Annotated in this window: 10 protein-coding genes and 1 tRNA gene; 5 read left to right on the top strand and 6 right to left on the bottom strand. The window is 36.0% G+C overall.

Going from position 1 to position 14,273, the window contains the following annotated elements; all coding sequences use genetic code 11:
* Positions 1 to 219 precede the first annotated feature (219 nt).
* From AAGD74_RS00870 to AAGD74_RS00860, 3 genes are read left to right on the top strand one after another with little or no spacing between them, the layout of a single operon-like run.
* Positions 220 to 486, top strand: a complete 267-nt coding sequence (locus tag AAGD74_RS00870; RefSeq protein ID WP_338482311.1) for a hypothetical protein — start codon at positions 220 to 222, stop codon at positions 484 to 486.
* An 8-nt stretch (positions 487 to 494) separates the two neighbouring features.
* Positions 495 to 2,042 (top strand): group II intron reverse transcriptase/maturase, encoded by a 1,548-nt coding sequence (gene ltrA, locus AAGD74_RS00865; protein WP_341810519.1) that lies wholly within the window; start codon positions 495 to 497, stop codon positions 2,040 to 2,042.
* The gene (locus AAGD74_RS00860) at positions 2,039 to 2,833 is read left to right on the top strand and encodes an Rpn family recombination-promoting nuclease/putative transposase (RefSeq protein ID WP_341810670.1); all 795 of its coding nucleotides are present in this window, start codon (positions 2,039 to 2,041) and stop codon (positions 2,831 to 2,833) included. The genes ltrA and AAGD74_RS00860 overlap by 4 nt, the downstream gene beginning before the upstream one ends.
* 10 nt (positions 2,834 to 2,843) lie before the next feature.
* Here AAGD74_RS00860 and AAGD74_RS00855 read toward each other — a convergent pair whose 3' ends face one another.
* Complete coding sequence (locus AAGD74_RS00855) at positions 2,844 to 4,442, bottom strand: iron ABC transporter permease (protein WP_341810669.1); 1,599 nt, start codon at positions 4,440 to 4,442, stop codon at positions 2,844 to 2,846.
* Between the two features lie 129 nt (positions 4,443 to 4,571).
* Between AAGD74_RS00855 and AAGD74_RS00850 the strand changes: the two genes are divergently transcribed.
* A complete protein-coding gene (locus AAGD74_RS00850) occupies positions 4,572 to 5,378 on the top strand; it encodes a rhodanese-related sulfurtransferase (protein WP_338976822.1) in 807 nt (268 codons plus the stop codon).
* 41 nt (positions 5,379 to 5,419) lie between these two features.
* On the opposite strand, the gene AAGD74_RS00845 is transcribed toward AAGD74_RS00850, so the two are convergent.
* From AAGD74_RS00845 to AAGD74_RS00835, 3 genes are all read right to left on the bottom strand, one after another.
* A complete protein-coding gene (locus tag AAGD74_RS00845; protein ID WP_341810668.1) occupies positions 5,420 to 5,974 on the bottom strand; it encodes a hypothetical protein in 555 nt (184 codons plus the stop codon).
* A gap of 57 nt (positions 5,975 to 6,031) precedes the next feature.
* Positions 6,032 to 8,482, bottom strand: a complete 2,451-nt coding sequence (gene topA / locus AAGD74_RS00840; RefSeq protein WP_077188609.1) for a type I DNA topoisomerase — start codon at positions 8,480 to 8,482, stop codon at positions 6,032 to 6,034.
* Positions 8,483 to 8,569: 87 nt separating this feature from the next.
* Positions 8,570 to 10,609, bottom strand: a complete 2,040-nt coding sequence (locus tag AAGD74_RS00835; protein WP_338976824.1) for an ankyrin repeat domain-containing protein — start codon at positions 10,607 to 10,609, stop codon at positions 8,570 to 8,572.
* A 1,025-nt stretch (positions 10,610 to 11,634) separates the two neighbouring features.
* On the opposite strand from AAGD74_RS00835, the gene AAGD74_RS00830 reads away from it, so the two are divergent.
* A tRNA-Arg gene (locus AAGD74_RS00830) sits at positions 11,635 to 11,708 on the top strand.
* An 8-nt stretch (positions 11,709 to 11,716) separates the two neighbouring features.
* Here the strand turns inward: AAGD74_RS00830 and AAGD74_RS00825 are convergent.
* Together AAGD74_RS00825 and AAGD74_RS00820 are read right to left on the bottom strand one after the other, a co-directional pair.
* Positions 11,717 to 12,667 carry a complex I NDUFA9 subunit family protein gene (locus AAGD74_RS00825; RefSeq protein WP_236514355.1) on the bottom strand — a complete coding sequence of 317 codons (951 nt, stop codon included), beginning with the start codon at positions 12,665 to 12,667 and terminating at the stop codon, positions 11,717 to 11,719.
* A gap of 50 nt (positions 12,668 to 12,717) precedes the next feature.
* Positions 12,718 to 14,247 carry a UDP-N-acetylmuramoyl-tripeptide--D-alanyl-D-alanine ligase gene (locus tag AAGD74_RS00820; protein ID WP_341810667.1) on the bottom strand — a complete coding sequence of 510 codons (1,530 nt, stop codon included), beginning with the start codon at positions 14,245 to 14,247 and terminating at the stop codon, positions 12,718 to 12,720.
* Positions 14,248 to 14,273 lie beyond the last annotated feature (26 nt).

Here is a 14,273-nt window from a genome sequence, read left to right as displayed (position 1 = left end):
CAACCGGTTGGTGCCAAGCGATGCGGACAATGAACCTCCTCTTGAAAAAGAAGATGCTCAATCGTGAGAGGGGCATAAACTGCAAGCATCATGTGGTTGGAGGGCTAGGCTAGTGGTATGGTGAACGTAAGTGAAGCTTTATAAGTACCGATACGATGAAAGAGCTAAAGATGCTGATAAGCTCTGACCAAAAGGTAATGTGACATTTTTCATTTCTAGATGTACGCAAATAATAACTCCACCGGTATAGAGAAGCCACCTAACCCACTATTGTATGACTGGAGAAACAGGGTAAGCCTGTATTTTCGCCTACATGGCAAGCAAACCGCAAGGAATGCTGATGGAAGTGCAGGTAAAGGAGAATGGAGAAAGCGAATGCCATTTTGTAACGAAATGGATAGAATTTGTAACATTAATTCGCGTGAAAACGAGCAGACTTCCGTTTGGTCCCTCGTGACAAGAAACTTTGTTAACCACTTAAGGTAGGAAAGCAGATGATTACAAGTAAACCTGTAAGTGCATCTACCAAAAGCTTTGAAGCATGGAAGCAGTTGCCATGGAAGAAATGCCAGAAAGTTATTGTGAGGCTACAAAGACGTATTGTTAAGGCTGTCCAAGAAGGAAGATGGGGTAAGGTAAAAACTTTACAACATCTTCTCACACGCTCTTTTAGCGGAAAAGCTTTGGCTGTTAAGAGAGTAACTGAAAACCAAGGAAAAAACACAGCGGGTGTAGATCGTCAACTATGGTCAACTTGCAATGCTAAATTTCAAGGAATAAAGCAGTTAAAGCAAAGAGGATATAAACCTTCTCCGCTAAAACGGATTTATATCAGTAAATCTAATGGCAAAAGAAGACCTCTTGGAATACCCACGATAAAAGATAGAGCCATGCAAGCATTATATCTGTTTGCTCTGGAACCGATAGCTGAAACGATCAGTGATCGTCACTCCTATGGCTTTAGACCTAAAAGATCCTGTGCAGATGCTACAGTAGCTTGTCATTTGTTACTGGCAAGTCGTAATCAACTACAATGGATACTTGAAGGTGATATCAAAGGATGCTTTGACAACATTAATCATGAATGGCTTATGAAGCATATTCCTATGGAGAAAAAAATTCTGCATAGTTGGTTCAAAGCTGGCTTCCTAGAATCAAAAACTCTGTATCCCACAACTGCAGGTACCCCGCAAGGTGGTATAATTTCTCCAATACTAGCCAATTTAGCCTTAAACGGACTTGAAAAGTTATTGGAAAGTCGATTTGGTAAACTCGGCAGTAGAAAAAGAAACAAAATCAGAAGTGGAGTGAATGTAATCAGATACGCAGACGACTTTATTATTTCAGGTTTCACACATGAAGTACTGGAAAAGGAAGTTAAGCCTTTAGTATCATCTTTTCTTCATGAGCGAGGTTTAATTCTGTCAGAAGAGAAGACAAAGATTACATCTATCACAACAGGGTTTGACTTTCTTGGTTGTAATGTACGTAGATATAATAAGAAGTTAATTATTAAACCTTCGAAAGAAAGTATTAAAAGACTTCTTAATAAAGCACGTACATTGATAAAAGCAAATATAGCGAACACTCAGGCTATAGTAATTAAGTCACTCGACTCTCTACTGAGAGGATGGGGAAATTACTATCACCATGTGTGTGCTAAAAAAGCGTTTAGAAAGATCGACAATGAAATTTGGCATAGTTTATGGAAATGGGCAAAGAAAAGACATCCTCGTAAAGGATTACGTTGGATAAAGAATCGTTACTTCAAAGTAATGGGTCAACGCCAATGGGTTTTTGCTGCACCCCTATGCAAGAACAAACCAAAAGAGATACGGTATTTAAGACTGCTTAAGCTGATTGATATACCTATCAGACGACATGTTAAAATCAGAGCGGATGCAAATCCCCTTGACTTAAAATGGAAAAAGTATTTTGATGAGAGAGTGAAACGAACAAGAATGTTAGCAAGCTCTTTCTCAAGAGAAGGTTCTCTACTGTTGGTGTCACCATTAAGAATGATGTTTCCTGAGGAATCATGAAGGACAAGCCGGTTCTAGAAAAGAAGAACTTAGATAAGGGGCTCAAGCGTAGTGTTGGGAAACCTGCATGCTGCGTTTCTAAGGGAGGGGGTAGTAGTAATACTGCTTCCTTACCTGACCAGCTCGCTAGAGACAAGAGCTTCGAAAAACGCGCTCAATTATATGCCGCTAAAGCCTACTCAAGACAATTAGATAAATCTGGCAACTACATTGATTTAAAGAAAGTCTTCTTTATTGCTATATCAAATTGTAACTTACTTCCTGAAGAAGTTGATTATATTTCTACTCACAATATACGTGATATAAAAACTAACGGCCATTACTTAAAAGATTTTCAGTTTGTCTTTATTGAGTTGCCTAAATTCGCAAAAAATAAAGTAGAGCAGTTAGAAAGTATAGTAGAAAGGTGGTGTTTCTTTTTTAAATACGCAGAAGAAACAACAGAAGAGGACTTAAAAGAGATAGCAGAAAAAGCGCCAATAATAAAGCTAGCATATGATGAATTAGACAAGTTTCGTTGGAACGAAAAAGATTTAGTAGCCTATGAAGAAAGGATAATGGATCTACGCAAAGAAGAAGCTATTCTTGAATACAGACTTGACCTTGCTACTGAAAAAGGCATCCAAATTGGCGAAGAAAGAGGCATCAAAATCGGTAAAGAGGAAGGGAAAATTGAAGGGAAAATTGAAGTTGCAAAAGCAATGCTGGCTAATAATGTTGATGTCAACACTATTGTCAAGTTTACTGGCCTTTCTATTAGTGAGATTGAAGAATTAAGTGGAAATCTGTGAACAGTTACGTTTATTTTTTATCCTTATCATCAAGTGTAAATAAGGTTATTGTAGAGATTAAGCCTATTATAACTATTATTAACGAAAATGGTGCAGCTTCTCTATAGCGCTCATCGCTTACAAGTTCATATATTCTAGTTGATATAGTTTCAAAATTAAATGGTCTTATAATAAGTGTTGCTGTGAGCTCTTTGATAGTATCCATAAATACGAGCAAAAATCCCGATAATATACTCTTCTTGATGAGAGGGATATGAACATTCAAACATGTGGAAATAGGTCCATGACCCATAGTATATGCAGTCCACTCAATTTCATTTGGTGTTTTTTTGAGCCCTGACTCTACCGCCTTGAAAGATATAGCAAAAAAACGGAATAAATATGAGTAAACTAATGCGCCAATAGTTCCTACTAAGCTAATTTCCACAACATATTGAGTAATGAAAGAGGATATTCTGCTTAAAAATATTATTATACTAATTGCGATAATTGCATTTGGAATTGCGTAGCCTAAAGAAATGAGACGCGCTATATTGTTGATTACCTTATTTTTACGCGCCGTATATCCAATCATTATTGCAATGCTAATTGAGATTAATGCGGTGATAAATGATAAACTAATGCTACTTGCTATTATGTTATAGAATCTTGCTTCGTATATGAAAAACCCCTTCTCTATGCTCCAATATATGAGCGGAATCATTGGCAAAATAAAACCTATTAATATCGGCAATACACACATAAGATAAGCAAAGATCAACGGTATAGCGCCACTTATACTCCGTTTGTTGTGATAATCTGAATTGGTATTGATTGAAGAGTAGGATATTCCTTTTTTTTGTAGTTTTTTTTCGATAGCTATTAGTGTTGCAACGAAAATCAACTCTGCAACTGCTAAAACAGTAGTTGAATATTTGTCATGCAGTAAAAACCAGGTGCGATATATTCCTGTCGTAAAAGTATCGATAGCAAGAAACTGTGGTGTGCCGAAATCTGTAATTACTTCCATTAGTACCAAAGACAACCCAGCTATAATTGATGGGCGTATGGAGGGTATGATGACAGAAAACAGGCTCTTCAATGAGGAGAACCCAAGTGTTGACGCAATAGTGACTGAGTTACTAACATTCTTTAGACTTGAGCGGACTAACATATAAACGTATGGATATAGGCTGAATCCCATTACTAATATTCCACCACCTAGGGATTTTATTTCAGGAAACCAATAGTCACCTTTGCTCCACTCTAAAATGTCTCTTAATGAGCTCTGCACCGGACCTGAAAACTCTAGTGTATTTACATAGACGAACGCTACTATATATCCAGGAATCGATATTGGAAAGAACAAAGCAATCTCAAAAATTTTACTTCCAGGAAATGAAAAAAATGTGGTAAGCCAAGCTGGAATTACTCCAAATATAAAGGATATTCCCCCCACTCCTATCATCAAAATTAACGTATTCAGTATATATTCAGGGAAAAGTGTGCTGATTACCCATCCAGAATTTGCTGATTCTGTAAATAGAATCGATATTAACGATAGTATAGGACAGACGAATAATATACTTACTGAAAATAAGAATATATTTTTAAATACTCTCAAAAACATTAATTTGGATCTATATTTGATATTAAAATGTTATATGTAAAAACTAAAGATATCCAGTAATTAACAGCCGTACTATTGAATATCTTTATAATTTTGTATATCATGTTTTTAGTTGATAAGTGAATAATCATGAGCTTCGTCATTGCAACTTTCTATCACTTTGTAGAACTCTCTAATTATTATGACATGAAAGACGAAATAAAAACTGCATGCGACAACATTGAATTAAAGGGTACTATACTCCTTGCAGAAGAGGGTATTAATGCAACCGTATCTGGTGAAAGAAACGCGATTGATAAAATATTCGATTTTCTACGTTCTGATTATAGGCTAAGGGACCTTACATGGAAAGAGAGTGCAGCAGAATATCAACCATTTAGCAAGATGAAGGTAAAATTAAAAAGAGAGATTGTGAATCTTGGTGTAGGCAATCTTGATATTTCCCTTAAGGGTAAATATGTTGATCCAGAGCATTGGGATGATTTTACTTCTCAACCTGACGTTTTAGTAATAGATACACGAAATGAGTATGAAGTGAAATTAGGCAAGTTTAAGAATGCAATTAATCCACACACACAATGTTTCCGTGAGTTTCCTCAGTGGACAGAGTCATTTTCTGAGAGTAAAGACCTGAAAGTGGCTATGTACTGCACTGGTGGGATTAGATGCGAAAAATCTACAGCATATATGAAAAGCCTTGGATTTAGTGATGTTTACCATCTTAAAGGCGGCATTCTTTCTTACCTTGAAAAAACTGATAATAAAAATGGTAATTGGAAAGGAGAATGTTTTGTTTTTGATGATAGAATTGCTGTTGATAACTCACTTACTCCAAGCAACACAATAAAATGCATATTCTGCTCAAATCAAGTTTCAACTGATAAACTGAAATCAGTTCCACGTGGCCAAGTGGTTTGTTTCAACTGTAAACTTTAGCATTAGAAAAAAGCTCCTGTACTAGAATTTAACACGGATCTTCAACAACTCCTTCGTGGTTGCATATTGTTTAATTCAGTGCTTTCAAGATATGTACTCACAGCATAACCCACCCCAGCTCCGAGTAACGCGCCAACCACAGCAGATGCAATAAACGCTGCAACAGAAACACCAACAGGAGTTAAAGCAGCAGCCCCTAAACAATATGCTGCAACTAGACCAATAACTAAACCAACTGTTGCTCCACAAATATAGTATTTGCTACTGCTTTTAAGTTTTTCTTGCGAGTTTGATACCTCATCCTGCAATTTTACGTTTGCACCTTTACCGCTAATCTTGTAACCAATTATATTAAGTGAAGGAAGATTTTTTTTGAGTTTATCTAATTCTTTTGCAACTTCATTGCTAATCTTGCACTCACTTAAATCAAGTGAAGTAAGATTTTTGAGCTCAGCTAATTCTTTTACAATTTCAACACTAATCTTGCACTCAGTTAAATCAAGTCTTGTGATATTTGGTATGCCTACTAACTTACTTACATCCGTGTAATCTAACCTACATAAAGCTGGAGTGTCGCCCTGTGTGTAAAATATCATTTATCCCACCGCATTATTAGAGTATATTTTAACTTTACCTAATATTTCAATAAAAGTCTACTTCTTACCCTTAATCAACTCTAAAGCCTTCTCCAGATCTATACTCTCAATATCTGCACTCTTGCCCAAAGCAACGTTTGTTTTACCGCATTTTATATAGAATCCGTACCTACCGTTGCAGATAAAAACTTCTTTTCCCTTTTCATTAACCCCGAGAGATTTTAACTCTTTGCGTGGACTGTTTGCAATAATTTGTACAGCTTCGCTCAATTCTGTATTCAGCACCTCTTTGGAGCTTTTCTTAAGAGAAAAGTATCTACCATCATAGAAAATATAGTACCCAAATCGCCCAAGGCCTATTTTTACTTCCTTTCCGGTTTCAGGGTGTTCTCCGATTACTTTTGGCAAGGAAAGTAACTGAGTAGCGGTGCTCAGATCAATCTCATTAACATTTATATCTTTTGGTATGGAAACCGTTTTTTTCTTTTTTAACTCGTTATTAAACTCCAGATAAAGTCCAAAAGGACCCTTTTTGATCATCACTTCTTGGTTTGTTATATCATCTATACCTAAACTTTTTGGATATTCTGAATTGTCGTTACTGCCCGTAATTTCTTTTGTATGGTTGCATTCAGGATAGTTAGAACATCCAAGGAACACCCCGGCTTTTCCAAAGTTCAATTTCAATATGCCACCTAAGCAAGCAGGACATTTCGTATTCACCTCTTTTTTTCCTTCTTCTGAACAAAACCAATCGATTACCAAATCGTGAATGCCGCTGAAAACTTCATCATGCGTCATTTGCTTAACAGAGTTTACATGACCAAAAAATGGCACCCAAAAGTGGCCTAATTCTTTTTTCCAATCTGCATGTCCATTTGAAATTAAATCAAGCTTTTCTTCCATTTGTGCTGTGAAATCATACTCTACACAACGCTGAAAAAAAGTTTCTAAAAATATAGTAACGATTTTACCACGACTGCTTGGAATAAACCTTTTGCTATCCAATGAAACGTACTCACGATCTTGTAATACCGAAATAATTGTTGCATAAGTTGATGGTCGACCTATACCGATTTCTTCCATTTTTTTTACGATACTTGCTTCACTATAACGAGGTGGCGGTTGAGTGAAATGTTGTTTTGGCTCAACTGAAATCAGCTTGCATGCTTCCCCTTCCTTCATGGCAGGTAGCAGGCCTTCATTTTCGGCTTCCATGTTATCTTGATAGACTCTATAAAAACCATCAAAGAATATACTCGACCCACTTGCTCGCAGAACTACTTTTTGATCAGTAGAACTAATTTCAACTACCACTTGATCAAGGATCGCCGACTCCATTTGACTTGCAATGGTCCTTTTCCAGATTAAATCGTACAATTTAAATTGCTCTGGCGTTAAGTAATCCTTAATACTACCCGGCGTTCTATTGATATCAGTTGGACGAATTGCTTCATGTGCTTCTTGAGCATTTTTGACCTTTTTTACATATTTACGAGGAGACTGCGGTAAATATTTATCACCATATAATGACTTAATTGACCCTCTAATTGAGTTTATAGCCTCATCTGCAATATGAAACCCATCTGTACGCATGTAAGTTATCAACCCTACAGTTTCACCACCAATATCGATACCTTCATATAAATTTTGCGCTATGCGCATAACACTTTTCACATTAAAATACAGTTTATTCACTGCATCTTGCTGAAGACTTGAAGTAATAAACGGAGGAAGTGGGTTTCTCTTAACTTGCTTGCGTTCTACTGTGCTTACAGCATATTGCCTTGACTCAATCTCCCTGACTAAGTTCTTTGCTTCTTCTTCATTCTTAATATCAAATTTTTCTAGCTTTTTATTGTCATAGTGGCTTAGCATAGCAAAAAAAGCCTCATCTTTGCTATTTTGCATTTCTGCCTTTATGCTCCAATACTCCTGTGTTATAAATTTACTAATTTCATCTTCTCGTTCGCATATAATCTTTAATGCAACAGACTGCACGCGTCCTGCAGACTTGCTCCCCGACAATTTTGTCCACAGCAGTGGTGACAAACTAAACCCAACTAGATAATCCAAAGCTCTACGTGCTTGTTGTGCACGCACTAAATCCATATTTATTTCACGTGGATTTTTTATAGCCTCTTGTACTGCTCTTTTTGTTATCTCATTAAAGACTACTCTATAAATGTTGTTTTCATTACTGATTGCTTTCTTTTCTTTTAATGTCTCTATCACATGCCAAGCCATTGCTTCCCCTTCTCTGTCTGGGTCTGTTGCAAGATATATATCTGATGTTTTGCTTGCGGCTTTTACTAGCTCTTTTATATATTTTTCTGCTTTTTCAATGGTTTCATACTTTATAGCAAAATCATTATCCGGATCGACAGAGCCGTTTTTTGCTGGAAGATCCCTCACATGTCCAAAGGATGCAGCTACTTTGAACTCTTTACTCAAATATTTACCTATTGTCTTTGCTTTCGCAGGTGATTCAACTATTAATAATGCCATATTGTTAATTATTTTAGTACTTAAAGATAATATGTTGAGAAATATACGATGAAAAGTAAAAAAATATTTTAATAGGTCTTGTGAATTTTACACAGTAGGTTGTTCATGGTTTCCAGAAAACCCTTGGACGTTGCTATTTTCAAGTGACTTTGAAGGCTGATTACAATAGTATATGATCGCAGCAGCAACCAGACAACAAGCTCCAACCACTATTCCCACCGCTAACATTTCTAAGTGAACTGCAATAGCTACTCCTAAAGCAACTCCAGCCACTGCCAGTACAGAGGCAGTTACAATAGGCAGTTTGCTCCTCTTTTCACTTCGTGAACTTGGTTGTATATTATTGTTCTGGATGTCATTTTCTTGATCTGAAACTAGTATTTTAGTACTGCCACTTTCAGAAGCTATGCTACTAGAGTTACCGTTGGTTGTTAAAAATTCTGGTTGTGTACTTTGTTGATTACCATTACTTTCGAGTTCTGAAGAAGCCTCACTATTACTTGCACCTATGTGTTTAATAATGCCAGTTATTTCACTTACAGGCTGAGGAACTTGCTCATCAACACTAGAAGAACAAGCTTGATCAATGTTTTGATCATCAGGGCTCTCGCTTGATAGGTTATTCTCTATAACCTTTGCAAACGCTCTTACTTTCAATGTAGGAGCATGCCTTTCTGCAAAATTTTCAAAATCTACGAAGTTAATTAGAGTGATTCCTCCATTTCCTAACTCTTTTCTAAAGTCATCTTTGTGAACTTTAAAAAAGTTTTCTATACCAGCAAATATCATTGCTTGAAAATCACGCCTATAATGCGTTGATAAAGCATCAATTAGCGGCTCATGATTGTGCAGAAAAATTTCTTTTTTTATTTCGTTAGCTTTATTAATTAGAGTATAAGCATATTCTGGATATTGCCTTTGTAAGCTTTTTTGGTTATCAAACTTACTGCATATATCTTCATTTTTTTTCCATATACTTACTAATGTACTAGTGTCACTTTCCTTCAAAAAGTCATGTAGTAACTTATCTTCCTCCTCAAGTTTTTCGTATTCACCTAGGCACCTATTCCAATATTCTGACATTTCCCTTGTAAAATTAGAATTATGTTGTACTAGATATTCTGGCTTTTGTGCATTGGAACCTTGTAACTTAATTTCATGTGCTATCAGAAACTCCGCTGCACTTTTGTGTTTCTTTTCAACAGCCAAATGCAAAGGAGTTTTGCCATCTGCGTTTTGTAAATTAACATCAGCCTCTGCTGCTAATAGAGCATTCACTGTATCTGTATGGCCATTCACAGTAGCCCAATGTAAAGGAGTTTTGCCACGCGCGTTTTGTAAATTAACATCAGCCTCTGCTGCTAATAGAGCATTCACTGCATCTGTATGGCCATTTTCAGCAGCCAAATGTAAAGGAGTCCATCCATTTTCACTCTTCGTATTAACACTAGCTTTACTTGCTATTAGAACTTCTACTATCTTTTTATGGTCATTTGCAATAACCCAATGTAAAAGAGCCCATCCATAATTCCATAAACCATCACTCGTATTAATATTAAATTCTTCTGCCTCCAATAGAGCATTTACTGCTTTTGTATGGCCATTTTTAATAGCCAAACGTAAAGGAGTTTCTCCATTATCATCTATTGCATCAATATCAGCCCCTTTTGCTAATAAAGCATTTATTGCACCCGTATGGCCTGTTTCAGCAGCCCTATGCAAAGAAGTTTGTTCCTTCTTACTTTTTGCATTAATATTAACCCCCGCCCCCGCTTTTATTAGAGCATTTACTACCTCCTTGTGACCAATTTTGGCAGCCCAATATAAAGGGGTCAGTCCATTCATATCTTTCGTATTAACATCAGCTCCATTTGATATCAGAGCTTCTACTACCTTTTTGCAGCCATCCCTAGTAGCCAAATATAACAATGTAAGTTTAAAAGAGGCAAGACCTGTATATAAGGTGAATTTATAATTTATGTTAAATCTATCATTTTTCCAATCCTGGAATGTACTTAAATCTATCCTCTGTAACCTCTCTTTTATCTTTTCGATTATGTTACTCTGATTTAAATCACCATCAGCATTTACTGCACTTAATATTTTTATCCACTGTTCATATTTCATAACTTTTCTCTACTAAACACTATACAAGCGTTTTATCCAGTATTTCAGCAACTGTCAATTTTGCTAACAAATCACGTAAAAATTTGTAGAAAACACTGGACTCCGTAGCATTACAAAAAATCCAATTATTTTCTTGCATTACTCTCTGTCATTCTGTTGCTCCTTTCTTGTCATCCCGCCGCGAACCGTCATACTGCCGCGGTATCTTAGCATAGATCCCGCTAACAAGCAGCGGGATGACGAGCTTATCGTCACGCCGCCGCGAACCGTCATACCGCCGCGGTATCTCTAGATCCCGCTAACAAGCAGCGGGATGACGAGCTTATCTTCATGCCGCCACGAACCGTCATGCCGCCGCGGTATCTCTTAGCCGCTAACACGTAGCGGGATGACGGTTGTCGTTTAGCTACAAACGTTAAGAAATTTACCAAATAAAAAAAAAGGCAAAAGAAGCCCTGGGGTTATTATCCGCTTTAAAATATTGGCGTTTTTTATGTTTTAAACGCTTGACAAGCAAGATTAAGCTGCTTTTAATTGCAACTAACTTACGCTGCAAATGTTTAAGAAGTTTACTAAGCAGGAAAAAAGACAAAGAATCCCCGAGTTAGCTAGTCTTTTACTATCTCTGTCGAGTATTGGCATTTTTTGATGTCTTGTAACGCTTTATAAGCGCGTTCAGCTTATTTAGATAAAAATCTAGATGTAGATGAAGTTTTGTAAAGACATACAGTATCTATATACTGCAAAAAATTGAACATAAGACGCCGATACATTAAGTAATCCTTACCTTTTAATCTGCAGATTGGCGAAAGCAAATACAATAGCTTCAGTTTCATGATAAGGGGACTGGCAAGGCTTGTCAAGCAAGTTTCTATATAATATTTTCTAAAATAAATAGACTTCTCACATCCAATTTTGGCAGCGCGCGACACACAACTGCAATGACAAGGTGTTGCAAGATAAACATCATATTCACACGAAGTACTTGACTTCACTTGTACTAAGAAGCATTTTATATATGTTGTGTGCCCGTAGCTCAGCTGGATAGAGCAACAGCCTTCTAAGCTGTGGGTCGTAGGTTCGAATCCCACCGGGCACACTCTTCTATCAATACTTTCTATAAATCTTCAAGTACTCTGGCACCACATTTTCAATTGCTAATGGTCGAACCTTCATTGTTTCAAGGTCAACTGACTTTTCGATTGAACTATTCATCATAACTTTCACCTGATCTTGAGTAAGCATAGGGTTCGTATCTCCGGTTATTGGTTTTAGCAGCATAGAAATAATTTTATTTTCTAAAAAGAAAGCTATTAACTTTGCCATTGGAAAAGATACATTGATCAACAAACACTTTCTGTTAGTAACATTCAGAATAAACTTCAATAAGCTTTTGAAAGAGTAAACCTTTGGTCCGCCCATGTTATAAATTTTCTTGTCTTGCTTATTAAAACTGATAATACGATATACCACTTCAGCTAAGTCTGTTACACATATGGGCTGAAATTTAGTCGTTCCATTGCCAATTAGTGGTAAGAAAGGAAGAATAGTTGCTAATCTTGCAAATTTATTAAAGAAGTTATCTTCCTTACCAAATACAAGACTTGGCCTAATTATTATTGCTTCTTGAAATGCTGAAGTTACAGCTTTTTCACCTTCCAATTTACTTTGAGCATATTTTGACAACTTGCTATTTTCTATTCCCATAGCAGAAAAATGTATCATCATAGGTACATTTTTCATTTTTGCAGCTTTTGCTATCCTTTCAGCTATTTTAACGTGAACAGCGTAAAAATCGTGCTTTTTTGCTTCATATAATATTCCCACTAAGTTTATAGCTACATCACATTCTTCCATACCCTCCAGAACTGATTTTTCATCAAAAAAATCGCCTTTAAATATTGATATTTGTCCTAAATTGCCACACAATTTTAAACAAGCAGCTTTTTCCTGATTACGAGTGAATATCTTTATTAAATATCCTTCTTCTGCCAAGCGTCTTACGATGTGTTTCCCTATAAACCCCGTTCCACCAAAAATAATTACACGTTTTGTCACAATTAAAGTTCCTAATAATTTGTTACTGTAAATTAATACAATGATTTCGCTTAATATTTTATTACGAATTCCCGTACAATAAGATCCATTTTCATTCCTCGTGAGCCTTTAACTAGAATTGCATCATTATTCTGAATAATGTTAGCTAAATCACTTTTCAATTGATTAGAATCATTAAAATGCGTGCCTCTTGTATTATCTGGCAAAAGCTCATGCAATTCTAACATAAATTTACCAACTGTATAAACTTTATCTATATTATTTTCTGTGATAATCTTAACCAAATCTGTATGAAACTCTATGCTTTCATCACCAAGTTCCAACATATCACCAAGCAAAGCTATTTTTCTCTGATTAGAATATGTACTCAAAGTTTTTATTGCAGTTTTCATCGAAGCAGGGCTGGCGTTATAGGAGTCATCAATTAAATGTATATATTTTTTATTGTATTTGACCTTATGAATATTGCCTCTACCTTTCGCTACACTAAAATTCTTAAGTGCAAGTGGTAATTTTGATAAATCAAGTCCGAGGCTTTGCACAACTGCTGCAACAGCAAGTAGCGAATAAGCAAAATGCTCACCTTGTACACGTAAATTACAGTTTATAATTTGATTATCACTCAGCCTGATTTTTAAACTTAATCTATTAGCAACTCGGTTTGATGTCATTCCAGCGCGTGACGCTGGAATCCAGTCTTTATTATACAACCGTCTGATATGCTCATTTGCAATTGAACTTCCTGGATCCAAGTAGTCAAGCACTAGGATGACAGAAGATAGTGCTGAAATGACAGAAGATTCATCGTTTCTTATTAAGTTTAGTAAACAAACTTCAGCATTTTTATCTTTACCGAAGCTTATTACATTTCTATTGGCGTGTGATGAGAGATAATCATAATATTTATTATCTCTGCTTAAAACCAAAGTACCGTTATTTTTCATACCATACAGAATTTCTAACTTCGCTTGTGCAACGTCAAATAGTGATGAAAAATTTTCAGTATGTGCAGGTTCGATGTTGGTAATAACTGCAATATTCGGATTACTAATTTTTGATAATTCTTTTATTTCACCAGCTTTATTCATTCCCATTTCAAGAATTAAGTACTGGCAGTTTTTTGGAGCTTTCAGAATTGTCAAAGGCAATCCTATATTATTATTTAAGTTACCTTCATTTACATGAGATACTCCATATTGCGATAAAACAGTGTGCAGCATATCCTTTGTAGTGGTTTTCCCAACACTGCCTGTAATTGCAATAACTTTAGCATCAACAAGAACATTTCTAATGTAGTATGATGCCATACCGTGCAAAGCTTTCAGGGTATCTTGTACAATAATGAGAGGGAAATTTTTATATTTACCCTCACTCACTATTGCAGCGACAGCCCCTTTTAAAAACGCTTCATGCAAAAAATTATGGCCATCAAAATTCTTTCCCTTGAGGGCAATAAATAAATCACCTTTTTTTATGCTTCTTGTGTCCGTTGAAATATTTGAGCTGTGTATCCAATTACAACCATTTACGTCTCTTCCGCCAGTTGCATCAATGATATTATTTGTGTTCCATTTAAACATAATTTAGAGTATTCTTTATAATAAAT

Origin of the sequence: Wolbachia endosymbiont (group A) of Campoletis raptor, assembly GCF_964026755.1 — a bacterium.
Lineage (GTDB): Bacteria > Pseudomonadota > Alphaproteobacteria > Rickettsiales > Anaplasmataceae > Wolbachia > Wolbachia pipientis.
This window is presented reverse-complemented; position numbering and strand designations above follow the sequence as displayed.

Coding starts and splice junctions, on each gene's coding strand:
- ltrA (WP_341810519.1), top strand. CDS start 495: ATGATTACAAGTAAACCTGTAAGTGCATCTACCAAAAGCTTTGAAGCA.
- AAGD74_RS00860 (WP_341810670.1), top strand. CDS start 2,039: ATGAAGGACAAGCCGGTTCTAGAAAAGAAGAACTTAGATAAGGGGCTC.
- topA (WP_077188609.1), bottom strand. CDS start 8,482: ATGGCATTATTAATAGTTGAATCACCTGCGAAAGCAAAGACAATAGGT.
- AAGD74_RS00855 (WP_341810669.1), bottom strand. CDS start 4,442: ATGTTTTTGAGAGTATTTAAAAATATATTCTTATTTTCAGTAAGTATA.
- AAGD74_RS00835 (WP_338976824.1), bottom strand. CDS start 10,609: ATGAAATATGAACAGTGGATAAAAATATTAAGTGCAGTAAATGCTGAT.
- AAGD74_RS00850 (WP_338976822.1), top strand. CDS start 4,572: ATGAGCTTCGTCATTGCAACTTTCTATCACTTTGTAGAACTCTCTAAT.
- AAGD74_RS00820 (WP_341810667.1), bottom strand. CDS start 14,247: ATGTTTAAATGGAACACAAATAATATCATTGATGCAACTGGCGGAAGA.
- AAGD74_RS00845 (WP_341810668.1), bottom strand. CDS start 5,974: ATGATATTTTACACACAGGGCGACACTCCAGCTTTATGTAGGTTAGAT.
- AAGD74_RS00870 (WP_338482311.1), top strand. CDS start 220: ATGTACGCAAATAATAACTCCACCGGTATAGAGAAGCCACCTAACCCA.